At 68.6% G+C, this 23,402-nt stretch carries 17 protein-coding genes; 10 read left to right on the top strand and 7 right to left on the bottom strand.

Annotated elements, in window-relative coordinates; genetic code table 11:
• The first annotated feature begins 171 nt into the window (after positions 1-171).
• Positions 172-1,182 carry an LLM class flavin-dependent oxidoreductase gene (locus RJ1_RS05990; protein WP_073359045.1) on the top strand — a complete coding sequence of 337 codons (1,011 nt, stop codon included), beginning with the start codon at positions 172-174 and terminating at the stop codon, positions 1,180-1,182.
• A 19-nt stretch (positions 1,183-1,201) separates the two neighbouring features.
• Here RJ1_RS05990 and ggt read toward each other — a convergent pair whose 3' ends face one another.
• The 3 genes from ggt to RJ1_RS05975 all read right to left on the bottom strand — a co-directional run bounded on the left by ggt (position 1,202) and on the right by RJ1_RS05975 (position 5,337).
• Positions 1,202-3,172 carry a gamma-glutamyltransferase gene (gene ggt / locus RJ1_RS05985; RefSeq protein ID WP_073359044.1) on the bottom strand — a complete coding sequence of 657 codons (1,971 nt, stop codon included), beginning with the start codon at positions 3,170-3,172 and terminating at the stop codon, positions 1,202-1,204.
• 37 nt (positions 3,173-3,209) lie between these two features.
• Complete coding sequence (locus RJ1_RS05980; protein ID WP_378382139.1) at positions 3,210-4,730, bottom strand: FUSC family protein; 1,521 nt, start codon at positions 4,728-4,730, stop codon at positions 3,210-3,212.
• Positions 4,731-4,899: 169 nt separating this feature from the next.
• On the bottom strand, positions 4,900-5,337 hold the full coding sequence (locus RJ1_RS05975) for a DoxX family membrane protein (protein ID WP_073359043.1): 438 nt from the start codon (positions 5,335-5,337) through the stop codon (positions 4,900-4,902).
• Positions 5,338-5,422: 85 nt separating this feature from the next.
• On the opposite strand from RJ1_RS05975, the gene RJ1_RS05970 reads away from it, so the two are divergent.
• Positions 5,423-6,127: a helix-turn-helix transcriptional regulator gene (locus RJ1_RS05970; RefSeq protein WP_073359042.1), complete on the top strand. Its 705-nt coding sequence runs from the start codon at positions 5,423-5,425 to the stop codon at positions 6,125-6,127.
• On the top strand, positions 6,124-6,837 hold the full coding sequence (locus tag RJ1_RS05965; RefSeq protein WP_073359041.1) for a M24 family metallopeptidase: 714 nt from the start codon (positions 6,124-6,126) through the stop codon (positions 6,835-6,837). The genes RJ1_RS05970 and RJ1_RS05965 overlap by 4 nt, the downstream gene beginning before the upstream one ends.
• A 71-nt stretch (positions 6,838-6,908) precedes the next feature.
• Here the strand turns inward: RJ1_RS05965 and RJ1_RS05960 are convergent, their stop codons facing one another.
• Positions 6,909-7,697, bottom strand: a complete 789-nt coding sequence (locus RJ1_RS05960; RefSeq protein ID WP_073359040.1) for a putative protein N(5)-glutamine methyltransferase — start codon at positions 7,695-7,697, stop codon at positions 6,909-6,911.
• A gap of 285 nt (positions 7,698-7,982) precedes the next feature.
• Here RJ1_RS05960 and RJ1_RS05955 point away from each other — a divergent pair, with 285 nt between their 5' ends.
• The gene (locus RJ1_RS05955) at positions 7,983-8,393 is read left to right on the top strand and encodes a DUF732 domain-containing protein (RefSeq protein WP_073359039.1); all 411 of its coding nucleotides are present in this window, start codon (positions 7,983-7,985) and stop codon (positions 8,391-8,393) included.
• 150 nt (positions 8,394-8,543) lie between these two features.
• Complete coding sequence (locus RJ1_RS05950) at positions 8,544-9,509, top strand: pirin family protein (protein ID WP_073359038.1); 966 nt, start codon at positions 8,544-8,546, stop codon at positions 9,507-9,509.
• A gap of 127 nt (positions 9,510-9,636) precedes the next feature.
• Here the strand turns inward: RJ1_RS05950 and RJ1_RS05945 are convergent, their stop codons facing one another.
• Positions 9,637-9,987 carry a DUF8021 domain-containing protein gene (locus RJ1_RS05945; RefSeq protein ID WP_073359037.1) on the bottom strand — a complete coding sequence of 117 codons (351 nt, stop codon included), beginning with the start codon at positions 9,985-9,987 and terminating at the stop codon, positions 9,637-9,639.
• A 1-nt stretch (position 9,988) separates the two neighbouring features.
• Entirely contained in the window at positions 9,989-11,014 is a 1,026-nt protein-coding gene (locus tag RJ1_RS05940; RefSeq protein ID WP_073359036.1) for a hypothetical protein, read from the bottom strand.
• 203 nt (positions 11,015-11,217) lie between these two features.
• Between RJ1_RS05940 and leuA the strand changes: the two genes are divergently transcribed.
• The 4 genes from leuA (at position 11,218) to RJ1_RS05915 (ending at position 21,440) form a co-directional block, all read left to right on the top strand.
• Positions 11,218-13,026: a 2-isopropylmalate synthase gene (gene leuA, locus RJ1_RS05935; RefSeq protein WP_073359035.1), complete on the top strand. Its 1,809-nt coding sequence runs from the start codon at positions 11,218-11,220 to the stop codon at positions 13,024-13,026.
• Positions 13,027-13,185: 159 nt separating this feature from the next.
• On the top strand, positions 13,186-14,925 hold the full coding sequence (gene ctaD, locus RJ1_RS05930; RefSeq protein WP_073359034.1) for an aa3-type cytochrome oxidase subunit I: 1,740 nt from the start codon (positions 13,186-13,188) through the stop codon (positions 14,923-14,925).
• A gap of 416 nt (positions 14,926-15,341) precedes the next feature.
• A complete protein-coding gene (locus RJ1_RS05920; protein WP_073359032.1) occupies positions 15,342-20,828 on the top strand; it encodes an ATP-binding protein in 5,487 nt (1,828 codons plus the stop codon).
• 231 nt (positions 20,829-21,059) lie between these two features.
• Positions 21,060-21,440, top strand: a complete 381-nt coding sequence (locus tag RJ1_RS05915) for an SHOCT domain-containing protein (RefSeq protein WP_073359031.1) — start codon at positions 21,060-21,062, stop codon at positions 21,438-21,440.
• A gap of 58 nt (positions 21,441-21,498) precedes the next feature.
• On the opposite strand, the gene RJ1_RS05910 is transcribed toward RJ1_RS05915, so the two are convergent.
• The gene (locus tag RJ1_RS05910; RefSeq protein ID WP_073359030.1) at positions 21,499-22,392 is read right to left on the bottom strand and encodes a LysR family transcriptional regulator; all 894 of its coding nucleotides are present in this window, start codon (positions 22,390-22,392) and stop codon (positions 21,499-21,501) included.
• Between the two features lie 72 nt (positions 22,393-22,464).
• Between RJ1_RS05910 and RJ1_RS05905 the strand changes: the two genes are divergently transcribed.
• A complete protein-coding gene (locus tag RJ1_RS05905; protein WP_073359029.1) occupies positions 22,465-23,382 on the top strand; it encodes an EamA family transporter in 918 nt (305 codons plus the stop codon).
• The last annotated feature ends 20 nt before the right edge of the window (positions 23,383-23,402 follow it).

Raw genomic sequence — 23,402 nt, 5'->3', positions numbered from 1 at the left:
TGTGGTCGAAGAACACCCAGTCGCCTCCCGGGGGATCGTTCACTCCATTTTTCGCCATGGTCGATGGGTTCCCCGCCCGTCGGGGTCTGAATCATCGGGTGGAATATCCCTAACCCTCGCCCCGTTACACGATCTAATTGATGTTTCAACTATATAGGTGAGGAGTCCGGCATGGAACTCGGATTGACGACGTTCGCCGAGGTCGGTTCCGGCGGAACCGCGGCGGTATCGCCGCGGCAGCGTCTGAAGGACCTGCTCGAGGAGGTCGTGCTCGCCGAGCAGGTGGGGCTCGACGTGTACGGCGTCGGCGAACACCACCGCGCGGATTTCGCTGCGTCGGCACCCGCGGTCGTGCTCTCGGCCGCCGCCGCCCGCACGTCCCGCATCACGTTGACCAGCGCGGTCACCGTCCTGAGCTCGGACGACCCGGTGCGGGTGTTCGAGGAGTTCGCGACCCTCGACCTCATCTCCGACGGGCGCGCCGAGGTGATGGCCGGCCGCGGATCGTTCACCGAATCGTTCCCGCTCTTCGGTTACGACCTCGCCGACTACGACGAGTTGTTCGTCGAGAAACTCGGCCTGCTGCTCGCACTCCGCGACTCGGAGACCGTGAACTGGTCGGGGCGTCACCGGCCGGCTCTCACCGACCAGTCCGTCTACCCGCGGCCCGAGCGCCCCCTTCCCGTCTGGGTGGGCGTCGGCGGCAACCCGGAATCCGTGGCACGCACCGGACTGCTCGGCCTGCCGATGGCGCTGGCGATCATCGGTGGCGAACCCGCGCGCTTCGCCCCGCTGGCCGACCTGCACCGGCGCGCGGTGTCGGAGGGCGGGCACGCACCGCAGCCCATCGCCGTCCACGCGCACGGCTACGTCGCGGACAGCGAGGACCGGGCGGCCTCGGAGTTCTACCCGTCGTACGCCGCGGCCATGACCGGGCTCGGACGCGAACGTGGGTGGGCGCCGATGAACCGGCAGGCCTTCGACGGTCTGCGCGGACCCGGCGGCTCACTGGTGCTCGGCAACCCCGAGCAGGTGGCCGAGAAGATCGTCGGCATGCGCGACACTCTGGGCATCGAGCGGTTCATGCTGCACCCGAGCGTCGGACCGCTGCCCCACGACAAGGTGATGCGCGCGATCGAACTGCTCGGAACCAAGGTGGCCCCGCTCCTCGAACAGGCGTGATCGGAAGGGTGGCGGTGTGTCAACCCGTGCCGTCACCCATCACCGCGCCCTCACGTCTCGGGTCCGCGCCGCCGACCCACCCCGAACCCTGGCGTTGCAGCGCACTGAGCCCACTGGACTGCGGGGCGACCGACACCTGGTGGCCCATCGCCCGGAGTTGCACGATCAGCGGGTCGTCGGCGCCGTCGTTGGCCGCATTGATGTTCGGATGCTCCCCGCCGACGCCGGTGACCGGGGTGTTCGCCGCCCCGAAGTCGACCGCCGACACGGCCTGCTGCGGGTTCAGACCCCAATCCAGCATGCTCACCAGTGTTTTCACGACGAATTGGATGATCACCGAACCGCCCGGGGAACCGGTCGCGTACTGGACGTCGCCCCGCGAACCGTCGCTGCCGCGGTCGAAGACGAGGGTCGGCGCCATCGAACTACGCGGACGCTTACCCGGTTCGACGCGGTTGGCGAGCGGCGCCCCGTCGGGTCCGACCGGCTGGGCCGAGAAGTCGGTGAGCTGATTGTTGAGCACGAAGCCGTCCGTCATATGGAACGACCCGAACGCCGATTCCACCGTGGTCGTCATCGACGCCACGTTGCCGTACGTGTCGGCGATCGAGATCTGACTGGTGCCGTGTTCCTTGTCCTGCGGTTGCACCCCCAGCGGAACGGGCCCGAAGTTGCCGGGTTGCGCAGTGCCCATGCTCTTGCCGGGGTCGATGAGCTCGGCCCGCTGCTTCAGGTAGTCCTCGTTCAGCAGCGTGTCGATGGAATTGCCGGGCAGCGGAACGAAATCCGAGTCCGCGACGTACTTGTCCCGGTCGGCGTACGCGAGGCGCTCCGCCTCGGAGATGAGGTGCACGGCCTCCGCTGTCGGCTTTCCCCCGTTGTCGTCGAGGTTCGTCGGCCCGTACTGCGACAGGTCGAAGTTCTCCAGGATGCCCAGCGTCGCCGCGACCGCCGTGCCACCGGACGACGGGTTCGGCATGCCGCAGATCTCGTGGTCCCGGTACGGCGTGCACAGCGGGGTCCGCTTCTTCGCCTGGTAGTGGGCGAGGTCGTCGAGAGTGATCTGGCCGGGCGTGCGACCGCCCGTCGCCGTTGCCGTCGCATCGACGATGCCCTGTGCGATGACCCCGGTGTAGAATGCGTCGGCGCCGCCCGCGGCGATCGCCCCCAGCGTCTTGGCCATGGCCGGGTTCGTCAGCTTCGTCCCGGCAGGCTTCGGAGTGCCGTCGGGATTCAGGAAGTACGCCTTCGACGCCTCGTCGACGGCCAGGTGGGGCGCGGACTCGGCGATCTGCCCGGCCATCCGGGGGCTGATCTCGAGACCCTGGTCGGCGAGTGAGATGGCCGGGTCGAACAGTTCCCGCCATTCGTCCCGTCCGTGGTCCCGGTGCGCCGTCTCGAGCATCCGCACGACGCCGGGAACACCGATGGACCTGCCACTCGCGCGGGCGTCGGGCTGGGGCACGGTGCGGTCCGTGTCGCTGATCCAGCGGAGGTAGTTCTCCGTCGCGGCCATCGGCGCGACCTCACGCCCGTCGTATGCCTCGACACTGTTCTGCCCCGCGTCGTAGTAGAGCAGGAACGCCCCGCCCCCGATTCCGGAGGACTGCGGTTCGACGAGACCCAGCACCGTCTGGGCCACGATCAGCGCGTCGGCGGCCGTTCCCCCGTCCCGCAACACCTCGCACGCGGCCTGCGTCGACACCGGGTTGGCGGTGGACACCGCGTACGACGCGGTGTCCACGGGCGTCATCCCGGAGCGGTAGCCGGTCGCGATCTCCGGGTTCGTCGCGAGATTCTGGGTGGTCGGCGCCGGACCGGGGGGCGGCGGCGCCGCGGTGATCGGGGTGCCGTTGGGGACGTCCGCACACGTGGCCGCGGGGTCGCTCTGCGGCTCCTCGTCCGACGCGCACGCGGCCAGCATGCCGACGCACAGAGCGGCGGCCAACGAGGCCCGAATTGCTGTTCCGATTCCCGTCACAGGACCCATCAACGAACCCTAACAGCGGAGATCCGGCGAAATCCGGCTAAAGGCGAGGTCCGAAGTGCCGGGTGAGAATTCGGTAGCCCAGCTCGTGGAGGTGGTGGTGCTCGGGCCACCGGGTGCGGGTCCACGCCGGGTCCGTGTGGGCGGCGGTGATCGCGGCGGTCGTGGAACTGTGCAGATCGAATTCGAGGTCGCGGCCGAGTTCGGCGACGGCACCAGGGTCGCGGGCATCGCCGATCCGCCCGATCGTGCCGGCAACCTGTTCGTCCGCGTCCCGCAGTATCCGGCGGTACGAACCCGGAAGCACGGTCCACAACACCGCCAGCGCCACCGCCACACCGAGAGCGGTTTCGAGGAGCCGGTCCCGGGAGACCACGACGAGGTCGACGTGCGTTCCGAGACCGCCGAGAACCAGGGCGAGCGGGGTGATGAACACCATCGCCAGACCGTAGTTACGGACGAGGAAGGCCTCGATTCCCGCCATCAGGACCGCCAGGACGAGTACCAGCGCGGCCGCCGTCAGGTCGAGCGTCGACAGCGCGGCGAGCAGAACGAGACCGAGCACCGTCCCGAAAAACCGGTGCAGTCCGCGATACGTCCCGAGCACACGGTCCGGGCCCTGATGCAGGATCATCGCCGCGGTGATCACCGCCCAGTCGGGCCGTCCGACACCGAACGCCAGCGCCAGGAGACCTGCGGCCGGGCCCGCGACCAGCAGTCGCGCGACGATCGTCCAGGACCTGCCCCGCAGATGAGCCGCCCGTGCGAGCCGGTAGCGGATCGACGGCCTGGGCAGCGGGACCTGCGGTCGAAGGTCGTCGATATCCGACGCGTGGTCCGAGTCGAGGCCGTCCACGGCCGACGCGCATCGCAGGTGCGCCGACCGCAACGTGCGGGTCAGCGGGTGATCGCGGCCGACGAGGGCGGCGTCGTGAAGGCACTGCCATGCGGCGTGCAGCGACCGCACCGCGTCCCGGCGGGAAGTCGGCGAGGCCGTGTCCGAAAGCGCGGCGTCGACGGCGGCGGCCGCAGTCCCGACAGCGGCGCGCTCGGGGGTGCGTGGCCGCGCCACCGCACCCGACATCGACACGATCAACGCCGACGCCGCCCCCACCGTCGACCAGGCCAGCACCTCCGTCACAGCGACACCGAGCGCGGGCAGCGCCGACGCGATCTCCACGGTGAGCAGGGGCAGGAAAGCACCCGGCGCCCCGAGTCGCAGTCCGTCGACGACGAAAGCGCAGACGGCGACAACGGCGGTCATCACCAGAACCAGCGTCATCCCCCACAGCGCGGAACCGCCCGCCGCTGTCGCGTCGTGGACGAATGCACCGACCGCGGCGCCGACACCGGCCAGCAGCACCATCACCGCGGCGGCGATCGACACCACCCGCCACCGCACCCGGTACGCCCGGCCCTCGCCGTACACGACGGCGAACGCTCCCAGAGTCGCGATCGCAGCGACCGCCGAATGTCCGAGCGCGACGCCGGCCAGCGCGGGCAACGCGACGGCCACCCCGGCGCGCACCACACCCGGCCACCGGCGCCCCTGCTTGGGCACCCCGAGAAGCAACGACCGTGCCGGGGCCGGCGCAGGGATCGGCACACCGTGATCCCGCGACCCGGTTCCCTGATCCTGCGCACCTACCGACACGACCACACACGATACGAGCGGTCGCGTCACTCCAAACAGGCGATGAGGTGCATCTCACGTGCCGCGGGCGGTCCGATCAGGTGTGCGGACGATGGAGCGGACGCCCGTATTCCGCGGCGAGCAGGCCGAGAGCGACGGCGCCGGCGAGCAGTCCGAAGTCGCGCAGCGCGACGTCGTAGTACCCGGACAGCGTGAGCAGGTTGACGATGATCCCGGCCAGCCAGGCGGCGACGACCCAGGCACCGATTCGCGGCGCGACGGCGACGAGGATTCCTGCGAGCACTTCGATCACGCCGACGACGTACATGCCCTGCTGCGCTGTTCCCGGCAGGATGCCGTCGATCCACGGCGCCAGGTATTGCGGCCAGTCGGTGAGCCAGTTCGTGAACTTGTCCAGTCCGAACAGGATCGGCGCGACCGTGAAGACCGTGCGAAGCACGAGGAAGGCCTGGTACCCGGGGTCGGACAGGGTGTGCGAATGGTGGCTGACCTGGGGTGGAGTGTTGGTAGTCATGACGACTCCTTCTAAAATCTATGTCCACTGACTATAGAATTCGAAGCAGAATTTAGTCAACGCTTTTTGGTTTTACAATGGCGTCATGGATGCCACGCCGCACTCGGACGTCTCGGCCGTCTCCTCCCTCGACGAGCCGGTCCGGCGACGGCTTTACGACTACGTGCGCGCACAGACGTCGCCGGTCAGTCGCGACGACGTCGCCGAGGCGCTGGACCTCGCCCGCTCGACGTCCGCGTTCCATCTCGAGAAGTTGGCCGACGAGGGACTCCTGGCGGTGGAGTTCGCGCGGCGGAGCGGGCGATCGGGGCCCGGGGCGGGACGTCCCGCCAAGCTCTACCGTCGTTCCGACCGCGAATTCTCGGTGCATCTCCCCGAACGCGCGTACGTGCTGGCGGGAGAGTTGTTCGCCCGGGCGATCGAAGACGCCGAGACCACCGGCACATCGCCGCGCGCGGCCCTCGGCGCACGGGCACACGACTTCGGGCGCGGACTCGGCGCCGACGCGGGCAGCACGGACGACGACCTGATCGCCGCGCTCGAGAAATGCGGTTACGAACCGCGCAGCGGCGGCGGCACCATCGACCTGGTCAACTGTCCGTTCCACACCCTCGCACGCAGACACACCGACATGGTGTGCAGCATGAACCTCGCGCTCCTCGCCGGACTTCTCGACGGTGCCGGGCGCGAAAATCGCCGCGCCACACTGGCACCCAGGGACGGGTTCTGCTGCGTGCGGATCGAGGACGTCACGGCCGGTCCGGACCCCGCTGTTACCGTCGACGGGTGAGCAACACGATCCAGGACGAGGGCGTGCGGGCGGCGAAACTGCTCGACGCGCAGGCGAAAGCCGCCGAGTTGTTCGAGGCCGTCACCTCCGAACGGGTGATCCGGCCGGGAACTCTGGAGTCGGAGGCGAGCAACACCATCCGCGATCTCGCCGCAGACCTGTTCGGCATCAGCCGGTACTGGCACAAGCGGATCGTGCGAGCGGGTGTCAACACGCTCGAGCCGTACCGGGAGAATCCACCGGACCGTCTCATCGGCGACGACGACATCGTGTTCTGCGATTTCGGCCCCATCTTCGAAGAGTGGGAAGCCGACTTCGGGCGGACCTTCGTACTCGGCGACGACCCGGTCAAGCACGAACTGAAAGACGCCCTGCCCGCGGTCTTCGACGCCGGGCGCGCCTACTTCGACGCCGAACCCGACATCACCGGCGAGCAACTGTTCGCGCACGTCACCGAGTTCGTCGAACGAACCCGCTGGGAATTCGGCGGCGCGATCGCCGGCCACCTCGTGGGACAGTTCCCGCACGAGAAGATCCGCGGCGACGAGGTCCGGTCGTACATCGCGCCGGGCAGCGACCAGCCGATGCGCCGACTCGACTCCTCCGGCGTGCAGTGCCATTGGATCCTCGAGATCCATCTCGTCGATCGCGAACGCGGAATCGGAGGGTTCCACGAGGAACTGCTCGACCTCGGCAGGTCAGCGTCCTGACGACCCGACAGTCGCGGTTACACGTATATCGACACGTGAGTGGCAAAGAGTGCTCTAGGACGCATTGCCACTCACCTGGGGGCGGTGCCGACGACGACGGTGGCACCCACCTCGTCGGAACTCTCGACCCGCGTCGCCAACCCGGCGTCCGCGAACGCCTCGGCGGTGTGCGGCGCCTGCCTCCCGCTGGTCTCGATCAGGAGGTGCCCGCCGGGCGCGAGCCAGCTCCGCGCGGCCGTGGTCACGCGACGCTGGATGTCGAGGCCGTCGGCGCCGCCGTCGAGTGAGACCCTCGGTTCGTGGAGCCGGGCCTCCGGCGGCATCAACCTGATCGCCCCGGTGGGGACGTACGGGGCGTTGGCCACCAGGATGTCGACGCGTCCCGTCAACGACGTGGGCAGCGGTGCGTACAGGTCGCCCTCGAACACCCGGCCGGGGTCCGGAACGTTGCGCCGGGCGCACCGGACGGCGGCGGGGTCGATGTCCACCGCATACAACTCGATCCGATCGAGCGTGGCAGCCAGCGCGGCCCCCACCGCCCCCGATCCGCAGCACAGGTCGACCACGACAGCGTTCGTCGGCGCGAGGGCGGCTGCCTGCTCGACCAGGAACGCGGTGCGGCGCCGGGGCACGAACACCTGCGGATCCACCTCGATCCGCAGCCCGCAGAACTCGGCCCAGCCGAGAACATGCTCGAGGGGTACGCCGGCGACGCGACGGTCCAGCATCGACGCGAGTTCGTCCGACGTCCGGGCCGCGGAGACGATCAACTGCGCTTCGTCCTCGGCGAACACACAGCCGGCGGCGCGCAGCCTCGTGACGAGGACGAATTCGAGGGACGGTGACAGAGACACTGACATGGGAGAGCCTTTCGGAATGCCGATGGGCGCTCTCCCGGTCACCTTATGTCGGTAAGACCGCGCGGTCGCGGAGTGAGAGCACCCGACCTGTTCGAACGGACATGGGTCTCACCTCCTCGATTCGGATCCTGCTCGGACTGGCAACACTACCTCCACCCACCGTCGCCGGGCAGCGGATTTACCGGCCGCCGCCGGTTTGCGGTTGGCCACTCGCCGTCGGGACCAACGGTCGCGCGGACGATACGATCGTCGCCGTCACAGGCCTCGAAAGGAATCACACGCCCCATGCGCCGCACCCTTGCTCTGACCGCCCTCACCGTCTGCTCCGCGGCATTCCTCACCGCGTGCGGTGGCGACACCGACACCGCAGCATCCGAGACCACGTCCGCTTCCGCCTCCGTGGCGGCGCGGACCACCGCTGCGACGGCCCCCGGAAGCCGCGTCTTCTCGGTCGCCGACAACCCGGGAACGGCCGCCGACTACCTGGCCTACCTGCGCGCGAACAACCAGACCGTCACCGACGACGACCTCGCGGTCCATCAGGCCGGCGAGATCTGCACCGCACTCGACGCGGGTAAGCCCCTCGACCAGGTGCGTGAGGAGTGGACGCCGATGCTCACCAACGACGGCGTCTACCCGTACATCATCGGCGCGATCACCCGGTACTGCCCCGATCACGAGAACGTCCTCAACTAGGCGCTTCGCGCCCGTGCGTGGTGAGCGAGTCTCTGCACTCGTCAGCCGCGCACGGGCGGCGGAGCCGCCCTGGGAATACCTGGACGCAGCGGGTGTTACACACCATGAAGTAGTTGAACAATCAATTACATGAGTACGAGGAGACACCCCATGCCTGCCGTGACGGTCGACAACATCCTTGCCCTGCCGCGTATCGACGCACCCGCTCCCGGCGCCGTCGACCGCCCGGTCCTCTCCCTCACCACCGCACCTGTCGGGTACGAGGGTGAAGGCTTCCCGGTTCGCCGCGCGTTCGCCGGCATCGACCTGTCCGCCCTCGACCCGTTCATTCACATGGACCAGATGGGTGAGGTCGACTACGCACCCGGTGAACCCAAGGGCACACCGTGGCATCCGCACCGCGGCTTCGAGACCGTCACCTACATGATCGACGGCATCATGGAGCACCAGGATTCCAACGGCGGCGGCGGGACCATCGGCGGCGGCGACACGCAGTGGATGACGGCGGGTGGCGGCATCCTGCACATCGAGACCCCGCCCGAGCATCTGGTGATGAGCGGTGGCCTGTTCCACGGCGTCCAGTTGTGGGTCAACCTGCCCCGCGACAACAAGATGGCCGCGCCCCGCTACCAGGACATCACCGGACAGAAGGTGGCCCTGCTGTCCTCGGCCGACGGCGGCGCCCTCGTCCGCGTGATCGCCGGTGATGTCGACGGCCACCACGGTCCCGGGTCCACGTACACGCCGATCAGCCTCGTCCACGCGACGGTCGCGCCGGGCGCGAGCCTGACGCTGCCGTGGAACCCCGAATTCAACGCAGTCGCCTACGTCCTCGCGGGCGAGGGACTCGTCGGTTCCGAGCGCCGGCCGATCCGGATGGGCCAGACCGCCGTCTACGGACGCGGTGACACCCTGACGATCACCGCGGCCGACACCCAGGATTCGCGGACCAAGTCCTTCGAGGTGTTCGTCCTCGGCGGCAAGCCGATCCGGGAGCCCGTCGCAATGGCCGGACCGTTCGTCATGAACACCCGGGCCGAGGTGATGCAGGCGTTCGAGGACTTCCAGGCCGGTCGCCTGGGTTCGATTCCCGCAGCGCACGAAACGCTCGACTGACCCCATGTGAGTGGCAAAGCGTGGCGGGGCACACATTGCCACTCACGTGCGGAAGACCCTGCCTGACAGACGGTTCGGCGCAGGGCCAGGAGGCGCAGGGCCAGGAAGCGCGGGGCCAGACGCAGGGTCAGGGGCGCTTGATCTTCGCGTCGATGCGGTGGATTCGCAGGTCGTCCGGCGGGATCCGGAACGTCTCGACCACCCGGACCGTGACGAGGGTGCGGCCGAACAGTCCGGCGTCCAGGAGGTAGTCGACGGTGACGGTGTCGCCGTCGACCGACCACACGCAGTCGCGGATCGCCCGGATCACCCGGTACTGGGGGCCGCCGGACAGGCTTCGGCGCAGGTGATTTCCGGAGAATGCCGTCTTCAGGCCCACCTCGTACCGGACCGCCCGGGGTTCGATGGGCACCGAGTTGCCGTCGTGGCTGAGCAACGCGTCCAGGTAGGCCCGGGCGACATCGACCTGTGTGTTCATGTCAGTAGTCGAACATCTCGGCCGACGCGAGCACCAGTGTTTCCGCGTCGTCGCAGTTCGGCGCCGACGCCGCCACGGACGCCGTGAGCCGATTGCTCCGTTTGTCCCGTTCACTCACCGGGCTCGACGGCAGGTTGGTGTCGAACACGGCACCCGGATAGAAGTAGTAGTGACACGAGACGGCGTCCCGGAAGTACGTGAACGGCCTGCCGTCGAGTTCGACGGCGTCGGGGCCGCCGGCCCGTGGCGGTTCCGGCGACAGCGCGAGTTGCACGGACGCCTCCACGCCGCCGCGGAGTGTCAGGAGGCATTCGTAGGGGCGGCTGCCCGGAGCGAACGTCTCGATGCCCCGTTCGGACATGTTCTCGACCACTCGGCACGGATCCTGTTGCGCGAGAGGGATATCCGAACGAATACGAACCGGCGAGCGCAGCCTGTCCGTCACCGATCCGAGCACCGTGCGCGCCTCCGCACAGTCGTCGCCGGCGGCGGAGTCACCCGTTCCGCCTGCCCCGTCGAGATACGACACGTGCCCCCAGCGGCCCGCCGCCACGTCGTCCTGCACCCCCGGGACCGGCGGCAGCGAGAAGTAGAGGGTGCACGTGCCCGGGAGCGCGCCGGCTGCGGGCCGCACCTCGAGTCCGGCCGTCGCCTCGCCGGCACCGGTTCGCTCCGTGGGTTCGCGTTCACCGACCGCCACCTCGACCCAGACGGGGTTGGCGGGTGTGCCGCGGGGAGGCACCAGCTCGGCGTGGCAGGTCGACAGGTCGCCGACGGGCCCGAAGGCGGTGACCTGTCCGAGCGACGCCACCAGATCCTCGTCGAGCAGCCCGCACGGCGCGAGGTCGCGGGCCGCGGCGGCGACGGCCAGTTCCGCCCGGGTGTGTTCGCTGACCGGCTGACCGTAGACGGGCTCGCCGGCCCCGGGGACGCTCGGCGCCCCCACGACCGTGCCGGAACACGACACCAGGAGTACCGTAAAAAGGGCGGCCACCAGCGGTGATACCACCGTCGCGCTGCGGCTCACCGGTCTCTCCTCACTCGGACTTCGAACCCCGGCACGCGAACGACGATGCCCGGAGTACAGTGCTGAGTATGCAGCGCGCACTCCTCCTTGGTTGCCGCGACGGGGTCTGATCCAGACTGGCTTCCCGTCGCGGGGTTTCTCGTGCGCCGGTCGACACAGCCGTTGGACTCACAAAGTCCACATCGAACCTGGAGATCAATCCCATGTCCCCCGCTGACGCCTTTACCTCCGGAACGCGCACCATCACGCCGCCTTCCAAGCGTGCTCCCTCCGATCAGCCGGAATGGAACACGCAGAAGAATTCGTCGATGCCGACGTTCCGCTACCGCTCCTTCTCCGAGGAAGTGGAGCCGGTGTCGCTGCCGGATCGCTCGTGGCCCGACAAGGTCATCGACCGCGCCCCGCAGTGGTGCGCCGTCGATCTCCGTGACGGCAACCAGGCGCTGATCGACCCGATGAGCCCCGCCCGCAAGCGCCGCATGTTCGAACTGCTGGTGCGGATGGGCTACAAAGAGATCGAGGTCGGCTTCCCGTCGGCGAGCCAGACGGACTTCGACTTCGTCCGCGAGATCATCGAAGACGGAGCGATTCCGGACGACGTCACCATCCAGGTGCTCACGCAGTCCCGGCCGGAACTGATCAAGCGCACGTTCGAGGCCTGTGAGGGCGCGAACAAGGTGATCGTCCACTTCTACAACTCGACGTCCATCCTGCAGCGCCGGGTGGTGTTCAAGGCCGAGCGCGACGTGATCAAGAAGATCGCGACGGACGCGGCGACCCTGGCCCTCGACGAGGCGAAGAACTACCCGGACACGCAGTGGCGCTGGGAGTACTCCCCCGAGTCGTACACCGGCACCGAACTGCAGTACGCCAAGGAGGTGTGCGACGCGGTCACGGAGGTGCTGCAGCCGACGCCGCAGAACCCGGTGATCCTGAACCTGCCGGCCACCGTCGAGATGGCGACGCCGAACGTGTACGCCGACTCCATCGAGTGGATGCACCGCAACCTGGCCCGTCGCGACTCGGTCATCCTGTCGCTGCACCCCCACAACGACCGCGGCACGGGCGTGGCCGCCGCTGAGCTGGGCTACCAGGCCGGCGCCGACCGCATCGAGGGCTGCCTGTTCGGCAACGGTGAGCGCACCGGCAACGTCTGCCTGGTCACCCTCGGTCTCAACATGTTCACCCGCGGCGTCGACCCGCAGATCGACTTCTCCAACATCGACGAGATCCGCCGCACCGTCGAGTACTGCAATCAGCTCCCCGTCCACGAGCGTCACCCGTACGGCGGCGACCTCGTGTACACCGCGTTCTCCGGCAGCCACCAGGACGCGATCAACAAGGGCCTCGACGCGATGAAGTTCGACGCCGACTCGCAGGACGCCGACGTCGACGACATCCTGTGGGCGGTTCCGTACCTGCCGATCGACCCGAAGGACGTGGGCCGCACGTACGAGGCGGTGATCCGCGTCAACTCGCAGTCCGGCAAGGGCGGCGTCGCGTACATCATGAAGGCCGATCACGGGCTGGTGCTGCCGCGCCGCCTGCAGATCGAGTTCTCGCAGGCCGTCCAGCGGATCACGGACGGCGAGGGCGGCGAGGTGTCGCCCAAGGAGATGTGGGACGTCTTCCACGAGGAGTACCTGGCTCCGATCACGCCGCTCGAGCGGATGAAGCAGAAGGTCACGGCGTCCGAGGAGGACGGCGGAACCGACTCCATCACCGCGACCGTGAAGGTGAACGGCAAGGAGCACGAGATCTCGGGTTCGGGCAACGGCCCGCTCGCCGCGTTCGTCGACGCGCTCGCCACCATCGACTTCGACGTGCGGGTGCTCGACTACTCCGAGCACGCCATGTCGGCCGGTGACGACGCCCAGGCGGCCGCCTACGTCGAGTGCGCCGTGACCGCTCCCGACGGACGGAACACCGTGGTCTGGGGTGTCGGCATCGCGACGTCGATCACCACCGCGTCGCTGCGCGCCGTCGTCTCGGCGGTCAACCGGGCGCACTGACCGCTCACTCCCCCTCGCTGCCGCAGGCGCGCACCACGCGCACCTGCGGCAGCGTCGTTTCCGGCCGCAATAAAAGCCCACCTCCGGAGCTCGGGGTGACTACCCTGGTAACGGAGTCCACACCGGACCCGAACCGCCTCGGACCCTTCGGGGGGCGTCGTGAATCTGGCAATTCCACAGCATCGTCCGGTCCGTCCGTATCCGGCCCGGCGCCGCCCCAAGGGCAGCTTCTTCTACAAGATGATCACGACGACGGATCCCAAGGACCTGGGCATTCTGTACCTGATCACGTCGTTTGCGTTCTTCATGGCCGGTGGCCTGATGGCCCTGCTGATCCGCGGCGAACTCGCGGTCCCGGGTCTGCAGTTCCTGTCCAACGAGCAGTACAACCAGCTGTTCACGATGCACGGCACGATCATGCTGCTGCTGTACGCGACGCCGATCGTGTTCGGGTTCGCCAACTACATCCTTCCGCTGCAGATCGGTGCCCCCGACGTGGCGTTCCCCCGCCTCAACGCGTTCAGCTACTGGGCGTTCCTGTTCGGCGGCACCATCGCGATCGCCGGGTTCATCACCCCCGGCGGCGCCGCGGACTTCGGCTGGACGGCGTACTCGCCGCTGACGAGCACCCTGCATTCGCCGGGTGTCGGCGCCGATCTGTGGATCATGGGGCTGGCACTGTCCGGTCTCGGCACCATCCTCGGCGGCGTCAACATGATCACCACGGTGATCTGCCTGCGCGCGCCCGGCATGATCATGTTCCGGATGCCGATCTTCACGTGGAACATCTTCATCACCAGCATCCTGATCCTGGTGGCGTTCCCGATCCTCACCGCCGCGCTGATGGGTCTGTTCGTCGACCGGCATCTCGGCGGCAACCTGTACGACCCGGCGACGGGGGGTGTGCTGCTCTGGCAGCACCTGTTCTGGTTCTTCGGCCACCCGGAGGTGTATATCGTCGCGCTGCCGTTCTTCGGCATCGTGTCGGAGATCTTCCCGGTGTTCAGCCGCAAGCCGCTCTTCGGGTACAGCGGCCTGGTCTACGCGACGATCGCGATCGCGGCCCTGTCGATCGCGGTGTGGGCACATCACATGTACGCCACCGGCGCGGTCCTGTTGCCGTTCTTCTCGTTCATGACGTTCCTGATCGCAGTGCCGACGGGGGTGAAGATCTTCAACTGGATCGGCACCATGTGGAAGGGGCAACTGACGTTCGAGACCCCCATGTTGTTCTCGCTCGGCTTCCTGATCACGTTCATCTTCGGCGGCCTCACCGGCGTCATCCTCGCGAGCCCCCCGCTGGACTTCCACGTCACGGACAGCTACTTCGTGATCGCCCACTTCCACTACGTCCTGTTCGGGACGATCGTCTTCGCCACCTACGCCGGCATCTACTTCTGGTTCCCGAAGATGACGGGGCGCATGCTGGACGAACGCCTCGGCAAATGGCACTTCTGGACCACGTTCACCGGTTTCCACGGCACGTTCCTGGTCCAGCACTGGCTCGGCGCCGAGGGGATGCCGCGCCGCTACGCCGACTACCTGCCCTCGGACGGGTTCACGGTTCTCAACTCGGTCTCCACCGTGTTCGCGTTCGTTTTGGGTGCGTCGACGGTGCCGTTCGTCTGGAACGTCTTCAAGAGCTACCGCTATGGCGAGGTGGTCACGGTGGACGACCCGTGGGGTTTCGGCAACTCCCTCGAGTGGGCGACGAGCTGCCCGCCGCCGCGGCACAACTTCACCGAGCTGCCGCGCATCCGCTCCGAGCGTCCGGCGTTCGAGCTGCACTATCCGCACATGGTCGACCGAATGCACCGCGAGGCACATGTGGGTGTGCGGGGCGCGGTGGCGCACGCGACCGAACCGGCGTCCGCCGACCCGAAGGTGAACCGTCAGTAACCTCCGAGTGAAAGTTCCGCTCCCCGAGAACTTCTCGACGAACCGGACGAAAGCGACTCCGTGACAACGGGTTGCAGATACCTCGCCGGAGGACGCCCAGCTCGCCGGAATTCCGGCCTTATTACTCTCTCGTAGGGTCGACACGCAAGTCCTTGAACGCTTGACAAGCTGATCGGGGCCTCGCTGAAGTTACGCGCGGGTACATATTTTCGACGTTATGCTCGCATTCCCCGAGCAGCGGACCCGCAATGGCGCAGGTCCGACGATCGCGTTCGGGGCGCCCCTGGAGGTAGTCAAGTGGGTTGTGCAGGGGTGCACGTGTCCGCGAAGGCGGCACCCAGTCCTCGGCGGACATGGCCTTGGCCATCGAAACACTCTGCGGATCAATGAGTTTTACGGAAACGGAGCGATAACAGATGTTCAAGCGAATAGCGATAGTCAACCGCGGCGAGGCGGCGGTCCGCCTGATTCGGGCAGTACGCGAACTGAACGCCGAGCACAACTACGGCATCCGCACGATCGCACTCCACACCGAGGCGGAACGCCGCGCAATGTTCGTCCGGCAGGCCGACGAAGGTGTGTGCTTGCGCACAGTCAAGACCGGCACCGCCTACCTCGATCACGCCGAGCTGGCCCGCGCGCTGCGCGAGAGCAAGGCCGACGCCGTGTGGGTGGGCTGGGGCTTCGTCGCCGAGGACCCCGCGTTCGTCGAGGTGTGCGAGCAGCTGGGCATCACGTTCATCGGCCCGCCCGCCGAGGCCATGCGCCTGCTGGGCGACAAGGTGGAGGCCAAGCTCCTCGCCGAGAAGGTGGAGGTCCCGGTCGCGCCGTGGAGCGGCGGCCCCGTCGCCACCCGCGCCGACGCCCGCCGTCACGCCCAGGCCATCGGCTACCCGCTCATCATCAAGGCCCGCTCCGGTGGTGGTGGCCGCGGTATCCGAAAGGTGTGGTCGGAGGACGAACTCGAACTCGCGCTCGAACGCACCCAGGGTGAGGCCCAGCGGTCCTTCGGCGACCCCGTCGTGTTCATCGAACGACTGGTCACCGACGCACGCCACGTCGAGGTACAGGTGATCGCCGACAACTTCGGCAACGTCTGGGCTCCCGGTGTGCGCGACTGCTCCATTCAGCGCAAGAACCAGAAGGTCATCGAGGAGTCCAGCTCGCCGCTCCTCACCACCGAACAGTCGAACCACCTGCGCACCGTCTCCGCCGAGCTCGTGCGCGCCGCCGGCTACCGCGGCGCGGGCACGGTCGAATACCTGTACCAGCCCGAGCAGAAGACGTTCACGTTCCTCGAGGTCAACACCCGCCTCCAGGTGGAGCACCCCATCACCGAGGCCACCACGGGCATCGACCTGGTGAAGCTGCAGATCCTCGTCGCCAGCGGTGAGCCGCTCGTCGGCGACTGCCCGCCCGAGTTCGGTCACGCAGTCGAGGCCCGCCTCAACGCGGAGGACGCCGCCAACGGCTTCGCTCCCGCACCCGGCGCCGTGCAGTTGCTCAAGTTCCCCCTCGGCAGCGGTCTCCGCGTCGACACCGGCATCGCCCAGGGCGACGTCATCCCGCCCGACTACGACTCGATGGTCGCCAAGGTCATCGCCTGGGGTCGCGACCGTTCCGAGGCGCTCGCCCGGCTGCGCACCGCGCTCCGCGAGACCACGGTCGTGCTGCAGGGCGGCACCACCACCAAGTCGTTCCTGCTGGACCTGCTCGACCGCGAAGAGGTCATCACGGCGTCCGCGGACACCGGCTGGCTGGACCGCACCGACGCCGGCACGTCCAACGTCCCGTCCCGGACCGCGGACGTCGCACTGATCGCCGCCGCCATCGACGTCTACGACGCCGAGGAGAAGCTCGAGCGTGAGGCGTTCCTGTCGTCCGCTCGCGGTGGACGCCCCCGCGCCGGCCACGCCATCGGCCGCAAGGTGGAGCTCAGCTACCAGGGCCAGCCCTACGGGCTCACCGTCACGCAGGTCGGAGCCCACACGTACCGCGTCGACGGGGACGCCCCCGAGACCGAGGTCGAGGTCGACCGGCTCAGCGAGTTCGAGAGCCGCCTGGTGATCGGCGACCGCCGCCACCACGTCGTTTCGGTCGCAGGCCGCGCCCAGTACCTCGTCGAGGTCGACGGCATCAGCCACCAGATCAGCCAGGACGAGGCCGGCGTCGTCCGCGCACCCGCTCCCGCGGTCGTGGTCGCGGTGCCCGTGTCCGTCGGCGACGAGGTCGAGGTCGGTGCCACGCTGGTCGTCCTCGAGTCCATGAAGATGGAGACCGCGGTCCGCGCCCCCGTCGCAGGCCGGGTGCGGGAAGTTCTCGCCATGGTCAACTCCCAGGTCGACGCCGGAACGGCGCTGCTGCGCGTCGAGGAGAGCTCCGAGGAGTCCACCGCTCCGAAGGCGCCTCGCGTCCAGTTCGATCTCGGTGCCCCCGCTTCGCACGGGAACACCCGGGCCGACGCCCTCGAGCAGATCGACTCGCTCGGCGCGCTGCTCACCGGTTACGACGTCAGCGCGAAGCGGGCCGGAGTGCTCCTCGCCGAGTACGAGAAGCTGCGCGCCGAGATCGCGGGCGACCCGGACCTCGTGCAGGCGGAACTCGCCCTGCTGAACACGTTCGCGGACATCTGCGAGATCGGACGTAACCGTCCCACCGCCGCCGAGGAGGACGGTGACGAGCGCGTCCACAGCCCGCGCGAGCACTTCCACACCTACCTCCACACCCTCGACGTCGAACTCGAAGGCCTGCCCGAGTCGTTCACGACCCGGCTGTCGCGGGCGCTGCGTCACTACGACGTCACCGACCTCGAGCGCACCGCCGAACTGGAGGAGGCGGTCTACCGCCTGTTCCTCGCGCAGCAGCGCATGGACAACCAGGTTCCCGTCATCGCCGCCCTGCTCGATCGGTGGCTGAACGACGGCAACGCGCCCGGCCGCGCACCCAGCGGACTCGGCGAGGTCCTGGACCGGCTGATCATCGCCACCCAGGTCCGGTACCCGGTGATCGGCAACGTCGCCCGCAACGTGCGATTCCGGTTCTTCGACGAGCCGCAGATCCGCAAGGCCCGCGAGCAGGTCTACGACGGCGTGCGCGGCAGCCTCGAATACCTCGCCGAGCGTCCCGACGCCGTCGACTACCAGGAACGTCTCGAGGCCCTGGTCGCCACCCCGCAGTCGCTGACCGAACTCCTCGGGCAGCGGATCGCGCGCAAGAGCAACACCGTCGGGCCGCTGCTCGAGGTCGTCACCCGCCGCTACTACGACATCCGCACGCTCGAGGACGTCACGTCCTTCGACCGCGACGGACGACGGTTCGTCACCGGCAACTTCGACCTGCTCGGAGAGCGCCTGAACCTCGTCTCGGCCGTCGCCGACCACGCCGAGCTGCCCGGTGCACTCGACGAGATCAGCGCCGTCGCCGCGGTGAACCCGGAGAACCTCGTCCTCGACCTGTACCTGTCGTGGACGGCTCCGCCCGCCGACCCGGACACCATGTCCGACGACCTGCGGAAGGCACTGGCGTCGCTGCCGCTGGCCGCCACCTGCCGCCGCGTCACGGTGTCCGTCTTCGGCGGAACCGACGTCGACGTCCGCAAGTTCACGTTCCGCCCGGACGCGGGTGTCCTGGCGGAAGAGACGCTGATCCGGGACATGCACCCGCTGACCGGCCAGCGACTCGACCTGTGGCGCCTGAAGAACTTCGACGGCACCCGCCTCCCCGCGGTCGCCGACACGTTCCTGTTCAACCTGGTCTCGCGGGACAACCCCACCGACGAACGCCTCATCGCGCTCGCCGAGGTCCGCGACATCACGCCGGTCCGCAACGAGGACGGCCAGGTCATCGGTGTCCCCGCCGCGGAACGCGTCCTGCAGTCGTGCCTCGACGGCATCCGCCGGGCGCAGGCCACCCGCGGCAGCAAGCGCAAGCTCGACGCCAACCGCGTCGTGCTGTACGTGTGGCCGAAGATCGACGTCCCGGTCGAGGACCTCGAGGCGTTCGCCCGGGTCGCGGCACCGCTCACCGCGGGCGCAGGTCTCGAGGAGATCACCGTGATCGCCCGGCTCCAGGGCGAGCCCGGCACGGAGTCGCGGGAGAAGGCTCTGCGCTTCTCCTACCGCACCGGCGCCGGCGTGGTCACCAAGGTCACCGAACCGCCGACCGAGCCGCTGCAGCCGCTCGACGCGTACACCCAGAAGGTCCGCAGCTCCCGTGCTCGCGGCACCGTCTACCCGTACGAGCTGATCCCGCTGCTCACCGGCCGCGACGGCAGCTTCGTCGAGCACGACCTGGACGAGTCGGGCGAGCTGGTTCCCGTCGAGCGTCCGTACGGCCAGAACAAGGCCGGCCTCGTCGTCGGCCTGGTCACCGCCCGCACCGACCGGCACCCCGAGGGCATGACCCGTGTCGCGCTCTTCGGTGACCCGACGAAGGCACTGGGCACCGTCGCGGAAGCCGAGTGCGCCCGCCTCGTCGCCGGTGTGAACCTCGCCGAGAAGCTGGGTGTCCCGGTCGAGTGGTTCGCGCTGTCGTCCGGCGCGACGATCTCCATGGACAGCGGCACCGAGAACATGGACTGGGTGTCCCGCGGCCTGCGTCGCCTCATCACGTTCACGCAGAACGGTGGCGAGGTCAACGTGATCGTGGCCGGCATCAACGTCGGTGCGCAGCCCTACTGGAACGCCGAAGCCACGATGCTGATGCACACCAAGGGCATTCTCGTCATGACGCCGGACAGCGCCATGGTGCTCACCGGAAAGAACTCGCTCGACTACTCGGGTGGCGTCTCGGCGGAGGACAACTTCGGCATCGGCGGTTACGACCGCGTGATGGGCCCGAACGGTGAGGCGCAGTACTGGGCGCCGAACCTGCCCGCGGCGTGCGAGATCCTGTTCGCGCACTACGACCACGCGTACGTCGTTGGCGGGGAACGCTTCCCGCGCCGGGCGCAGACCAGCGACCCGATCGGGCGCGACGTGCGGACCTTCCCGCACGTCCACCCGTCCAGCGACTTCACCACGGTCGGCGACATCTTCTCCTCGGAGACGAACCCGGAACGCAAGAAGCCGTTCGACATTCGCACGGTGATGCGTTCGCTCGTCGACCAGGACCACACGGTGCTGGAGCGGTGGGCCGACATGGCGGACGCCGACACGTCCGTCGTGTTCGACGCGCACCTCGGCGGCTACCCGGTGAGCGTCATCGGCATCGAGTCGCGGGCCATCGCCCGCAAGGGATGGTCGCCGGCCAACGGTCCCGACCAGTGGACCGCCGGCACGCTGTTCCCGCAGTCGTCGAAGAAGACGGCCCGGGCGATCAACGCCGCCAGCGGAAGTCGTCCGCTCGTGGTGCTGGCCAACCTGTCCGGCTTCGACGGTTCTCCCGACTCGCTGCGGCACATCCAGCTCGAGTACGGCGCCGAAATCGGCCGCGCCATCGTCAATTTCGACGGCCCGATCGTGTTCTGCGTCGTCTCCCGCTACCACGGTGGCGCGTTCGTGGTGTTCTCCGGAGCACTGAACGACAACATGGAGGTCCTCGCGGTCGAGGGTTCGTTCGCGTCCGTCCTCGGTGGTGCCCCCGCCGCGGCCGTCGTGTTCACCCGCGAGGTCAACTCGCGAGTGGCAGCCGACCCGTCGATCCGGGAGCTCGAAGCCAACCTGGCGGGCGCCCAGAACGACGCCCAGCAGGCTCACCTGCGGGTCGAGCTGGCAGCCCAGCAGGCCGCGGTGCGCAACGAGAAGCTCGGTGAGGTCGCGGCCGAGTTCGAGGCCGTGCACAACATCCAGCGGGCACAGCGGGTCGGCTCCGTCGACGCCGTCATCCCCGCCGTGGAGCTCCGTCCGTACATCATCGGTGCGGTCGAGCGCGGCATGCGCCGGGCGGTCGAAGCCGGCAAGTAGTCCCCACCCGAACGGCCGCGGCACCCACCGGTGTCGCGGCCGTTCGGCGTTTCAGGGGGTGTCGCGTCGCAGTGGGTGTCGGCCCGATGTCACCGCGGGTTGCTCACACTGCACCGATGTCACATCGGGTGGCCCGGGGAGTGCATTTCACCTGTTTCGGATGACGCGGGCCGCGCCGGGCCGGTGCGATAGTCAGCGCAGAGTGAATTCGACTGTGAATGGAGCGCTGCAATGGACTCTTTCTGGGACTTTCTCTGGGTGATCATCGTCACCTTCGGCTTCGTGGCCTACCTGATCCTGTTGTTCTCCATCATCACCGACCTGTTCCGCGACCATAAGACGTCAGGCTGGGTGAAGGCCATCTGGATCGTCTTCCTGTTCTTCATCCCGCTGCTGACCGCGCTCGTGTACCTCATCGTCAGGAGCGACGGAATGGCCCAGCGGTCGATGGCAGCCGCCCAGGAGGTCAAGCAGGCGCAGGACAGCTACATCCGGTCCGTCGCGGGCAAGTCCTCGGCCGAGCAGATCGCCGACGCGAAGGGACTGCTCGATGCCGGCACCATCACGCAGGAGGAGTACGAGACGTTGAAGGCGAAGGCGCTGAGCAGCTGAGCACCCGCCCCGTAGAAGGCCCGCCTACCCGGCGGGCCTTCTTCCGTTTCCGGCCCGTTCAGTCCGCGATGCGGGCCGCGACGTCCCGGAACGCCTGCAGCACGGTCGCCACGGCGGGGACGTCGTCGGCGGCGGGTCGCCGAGCCAGTTCATAGATGCGGGCCGCGCGGACCCCGGCGAGCGGCAACTGCACCACCGCGCGGTTGGTCACCGCGTGCCGGGCCAGCAAAGCCACGCCGTGACCACCGGCGACCAGTTCCTCGATGACGCGGAAGTCGTTGATGCGCATCGCCACCCGCGGCTGCACCCCGGTCGCGGCGGCCACCGACAGCAGCACGTCGTCGACGGGGAACCCGCCGCGCACACTGATCCACCGCTCGTCCGCCAACTGGTCGGGGCGCACCGAGTCCTGTCCGGCAAGCGGATGACCCGGCGGCAGGATCAGGTCGATGGGTTCCCGCATCAGCGGTTCCGCCGTCACCCGCGGCGACGACGTGTCGGGTGCCCGCTCGTCGCGATGGGTCAGGACCACGTCGTAATCGGCCAGGAGCGAGGGCACCGCGGCGGCCGGGAGGTCCTCGTCGCGGGCCTGCACGTCCACCCCACTGCCCGCGAGCGCGTCCAGCAGTCCCGGCAGCAGCAGGGCGGCGCCGGACGGGAACAACGCCACCCGCACCCGGCCGCGCGGTGAACCCCGGTAGGCCGTCATCTCCGCGGCCGCGCGGTCCAGGGCGGCCACGACGTCGTCGGCGCGGACGACGAGGGCCTGCCCGGCATCGGTGAGGCGCAACCGCCTGCCGGCCGGTTCGAGCAGGGTGACCCCGGCTTCCTTCGCGAGGATCTTGAGTTGCTGCGACACCGCCGACGGCGTCATCGACAATGCCCGCGCGGTCGCGGCCACCGTCCCGCGGTCCGCCAGCTCGCGCAGCACGCGCAACCGGGTCGCATCCATGTAGCAAAACTACATCGATGATGCACTTTAATGCGCTTGTCCTGATTGTTTCCGGCCCTCACGATGGAATGCATGACCTCCCGCGACCGGCTGCTCGGACTCACCGTCGTCGTCCTGTGGGGGCTCAACTTTCTCGCGATTCGCGCGGGCCTCGACCACTTCCCGCCGTTCTTCTTCGCGGCGCTGCGGTTCTTCGTCATCGCGATCCCCGTGATCCTGTTCGTTCCCCGCCCGCAGGTCCCGCTGAAGTGGCTCCTGGTGTACGGCCTCGGGTTCGGCGTCGGCCACTTCGCGTTCCTGTTCTGGGGCATGCACGTGGGGATGCCGACCGGGCTGGCGTCGCTGGTGCTGCAGTCCTCGGCGCCGTTCACCGTGGTCCTCGGTGCGGTCCTGCTGCGGGAGCGGCTGCGGCCGACGCAGGTGTGCGGACTCCTCGTGGCGATGGCCGGGATGGCGCTCATCGGCTGGGACCGCGCCCAGCACGCCGCACTGCTGCCGGTGGCCCTGACGTTGCTCGCGGGACTGTCGTGGGCGGTGGGCAACATCGGCAACCGCAAGGCCGCGTCGGATCAGCCGATGCGCCTGATGCTGTGGATGTGCGTCATCCCGCCGCTGCCGATGCTGGCGCTGTCGTTCGTCGTGGAGGGTCCGTCGGCGGGCTGGGACTCCCTGACGTCGTCGCTGCACGGCAACGGCCCGCTCGCCCTCGGGGGGCTCGCCTACATCGTGATCCTCGGCACGATCGCCGGCTCGGGACTGTGGACGGCGCTGCTCAGCCGCTACCCCGCCGGCATGGTCGCGCCGTTCTCCCTGCTGGTTCCCATCGTCGGAATCGGGGCGTCGTGGCTGGTGCTGCACGAGGAGCCGAGCGCCCTGTCGCTGATCGGCGGGGCCGTCGTCATCGCCGGTGCCGCCGCCACCCAGGTGAGTGGCAAAGTGCGCCCGAGCACACATCCGCACTCACCTGCCCCTGCGCGAGTCGGCGTCTGACCGGACCCTGTGCAAAACTC

The organism is Rhodococcus jostii NBRC 16295, assembly GCF_001894825.1.
GTDB lineage: Bacteria > Actinomycetota > Actinomycetes > Mycobacteriales > Mycobacteriaceae > Rhodococcus_F > Rhodococcus_F jostii.
Note: the sequence above shows the minus strand (reverse complement) of the source record. Positions and strands in the feature narration are given on the sequence as shown.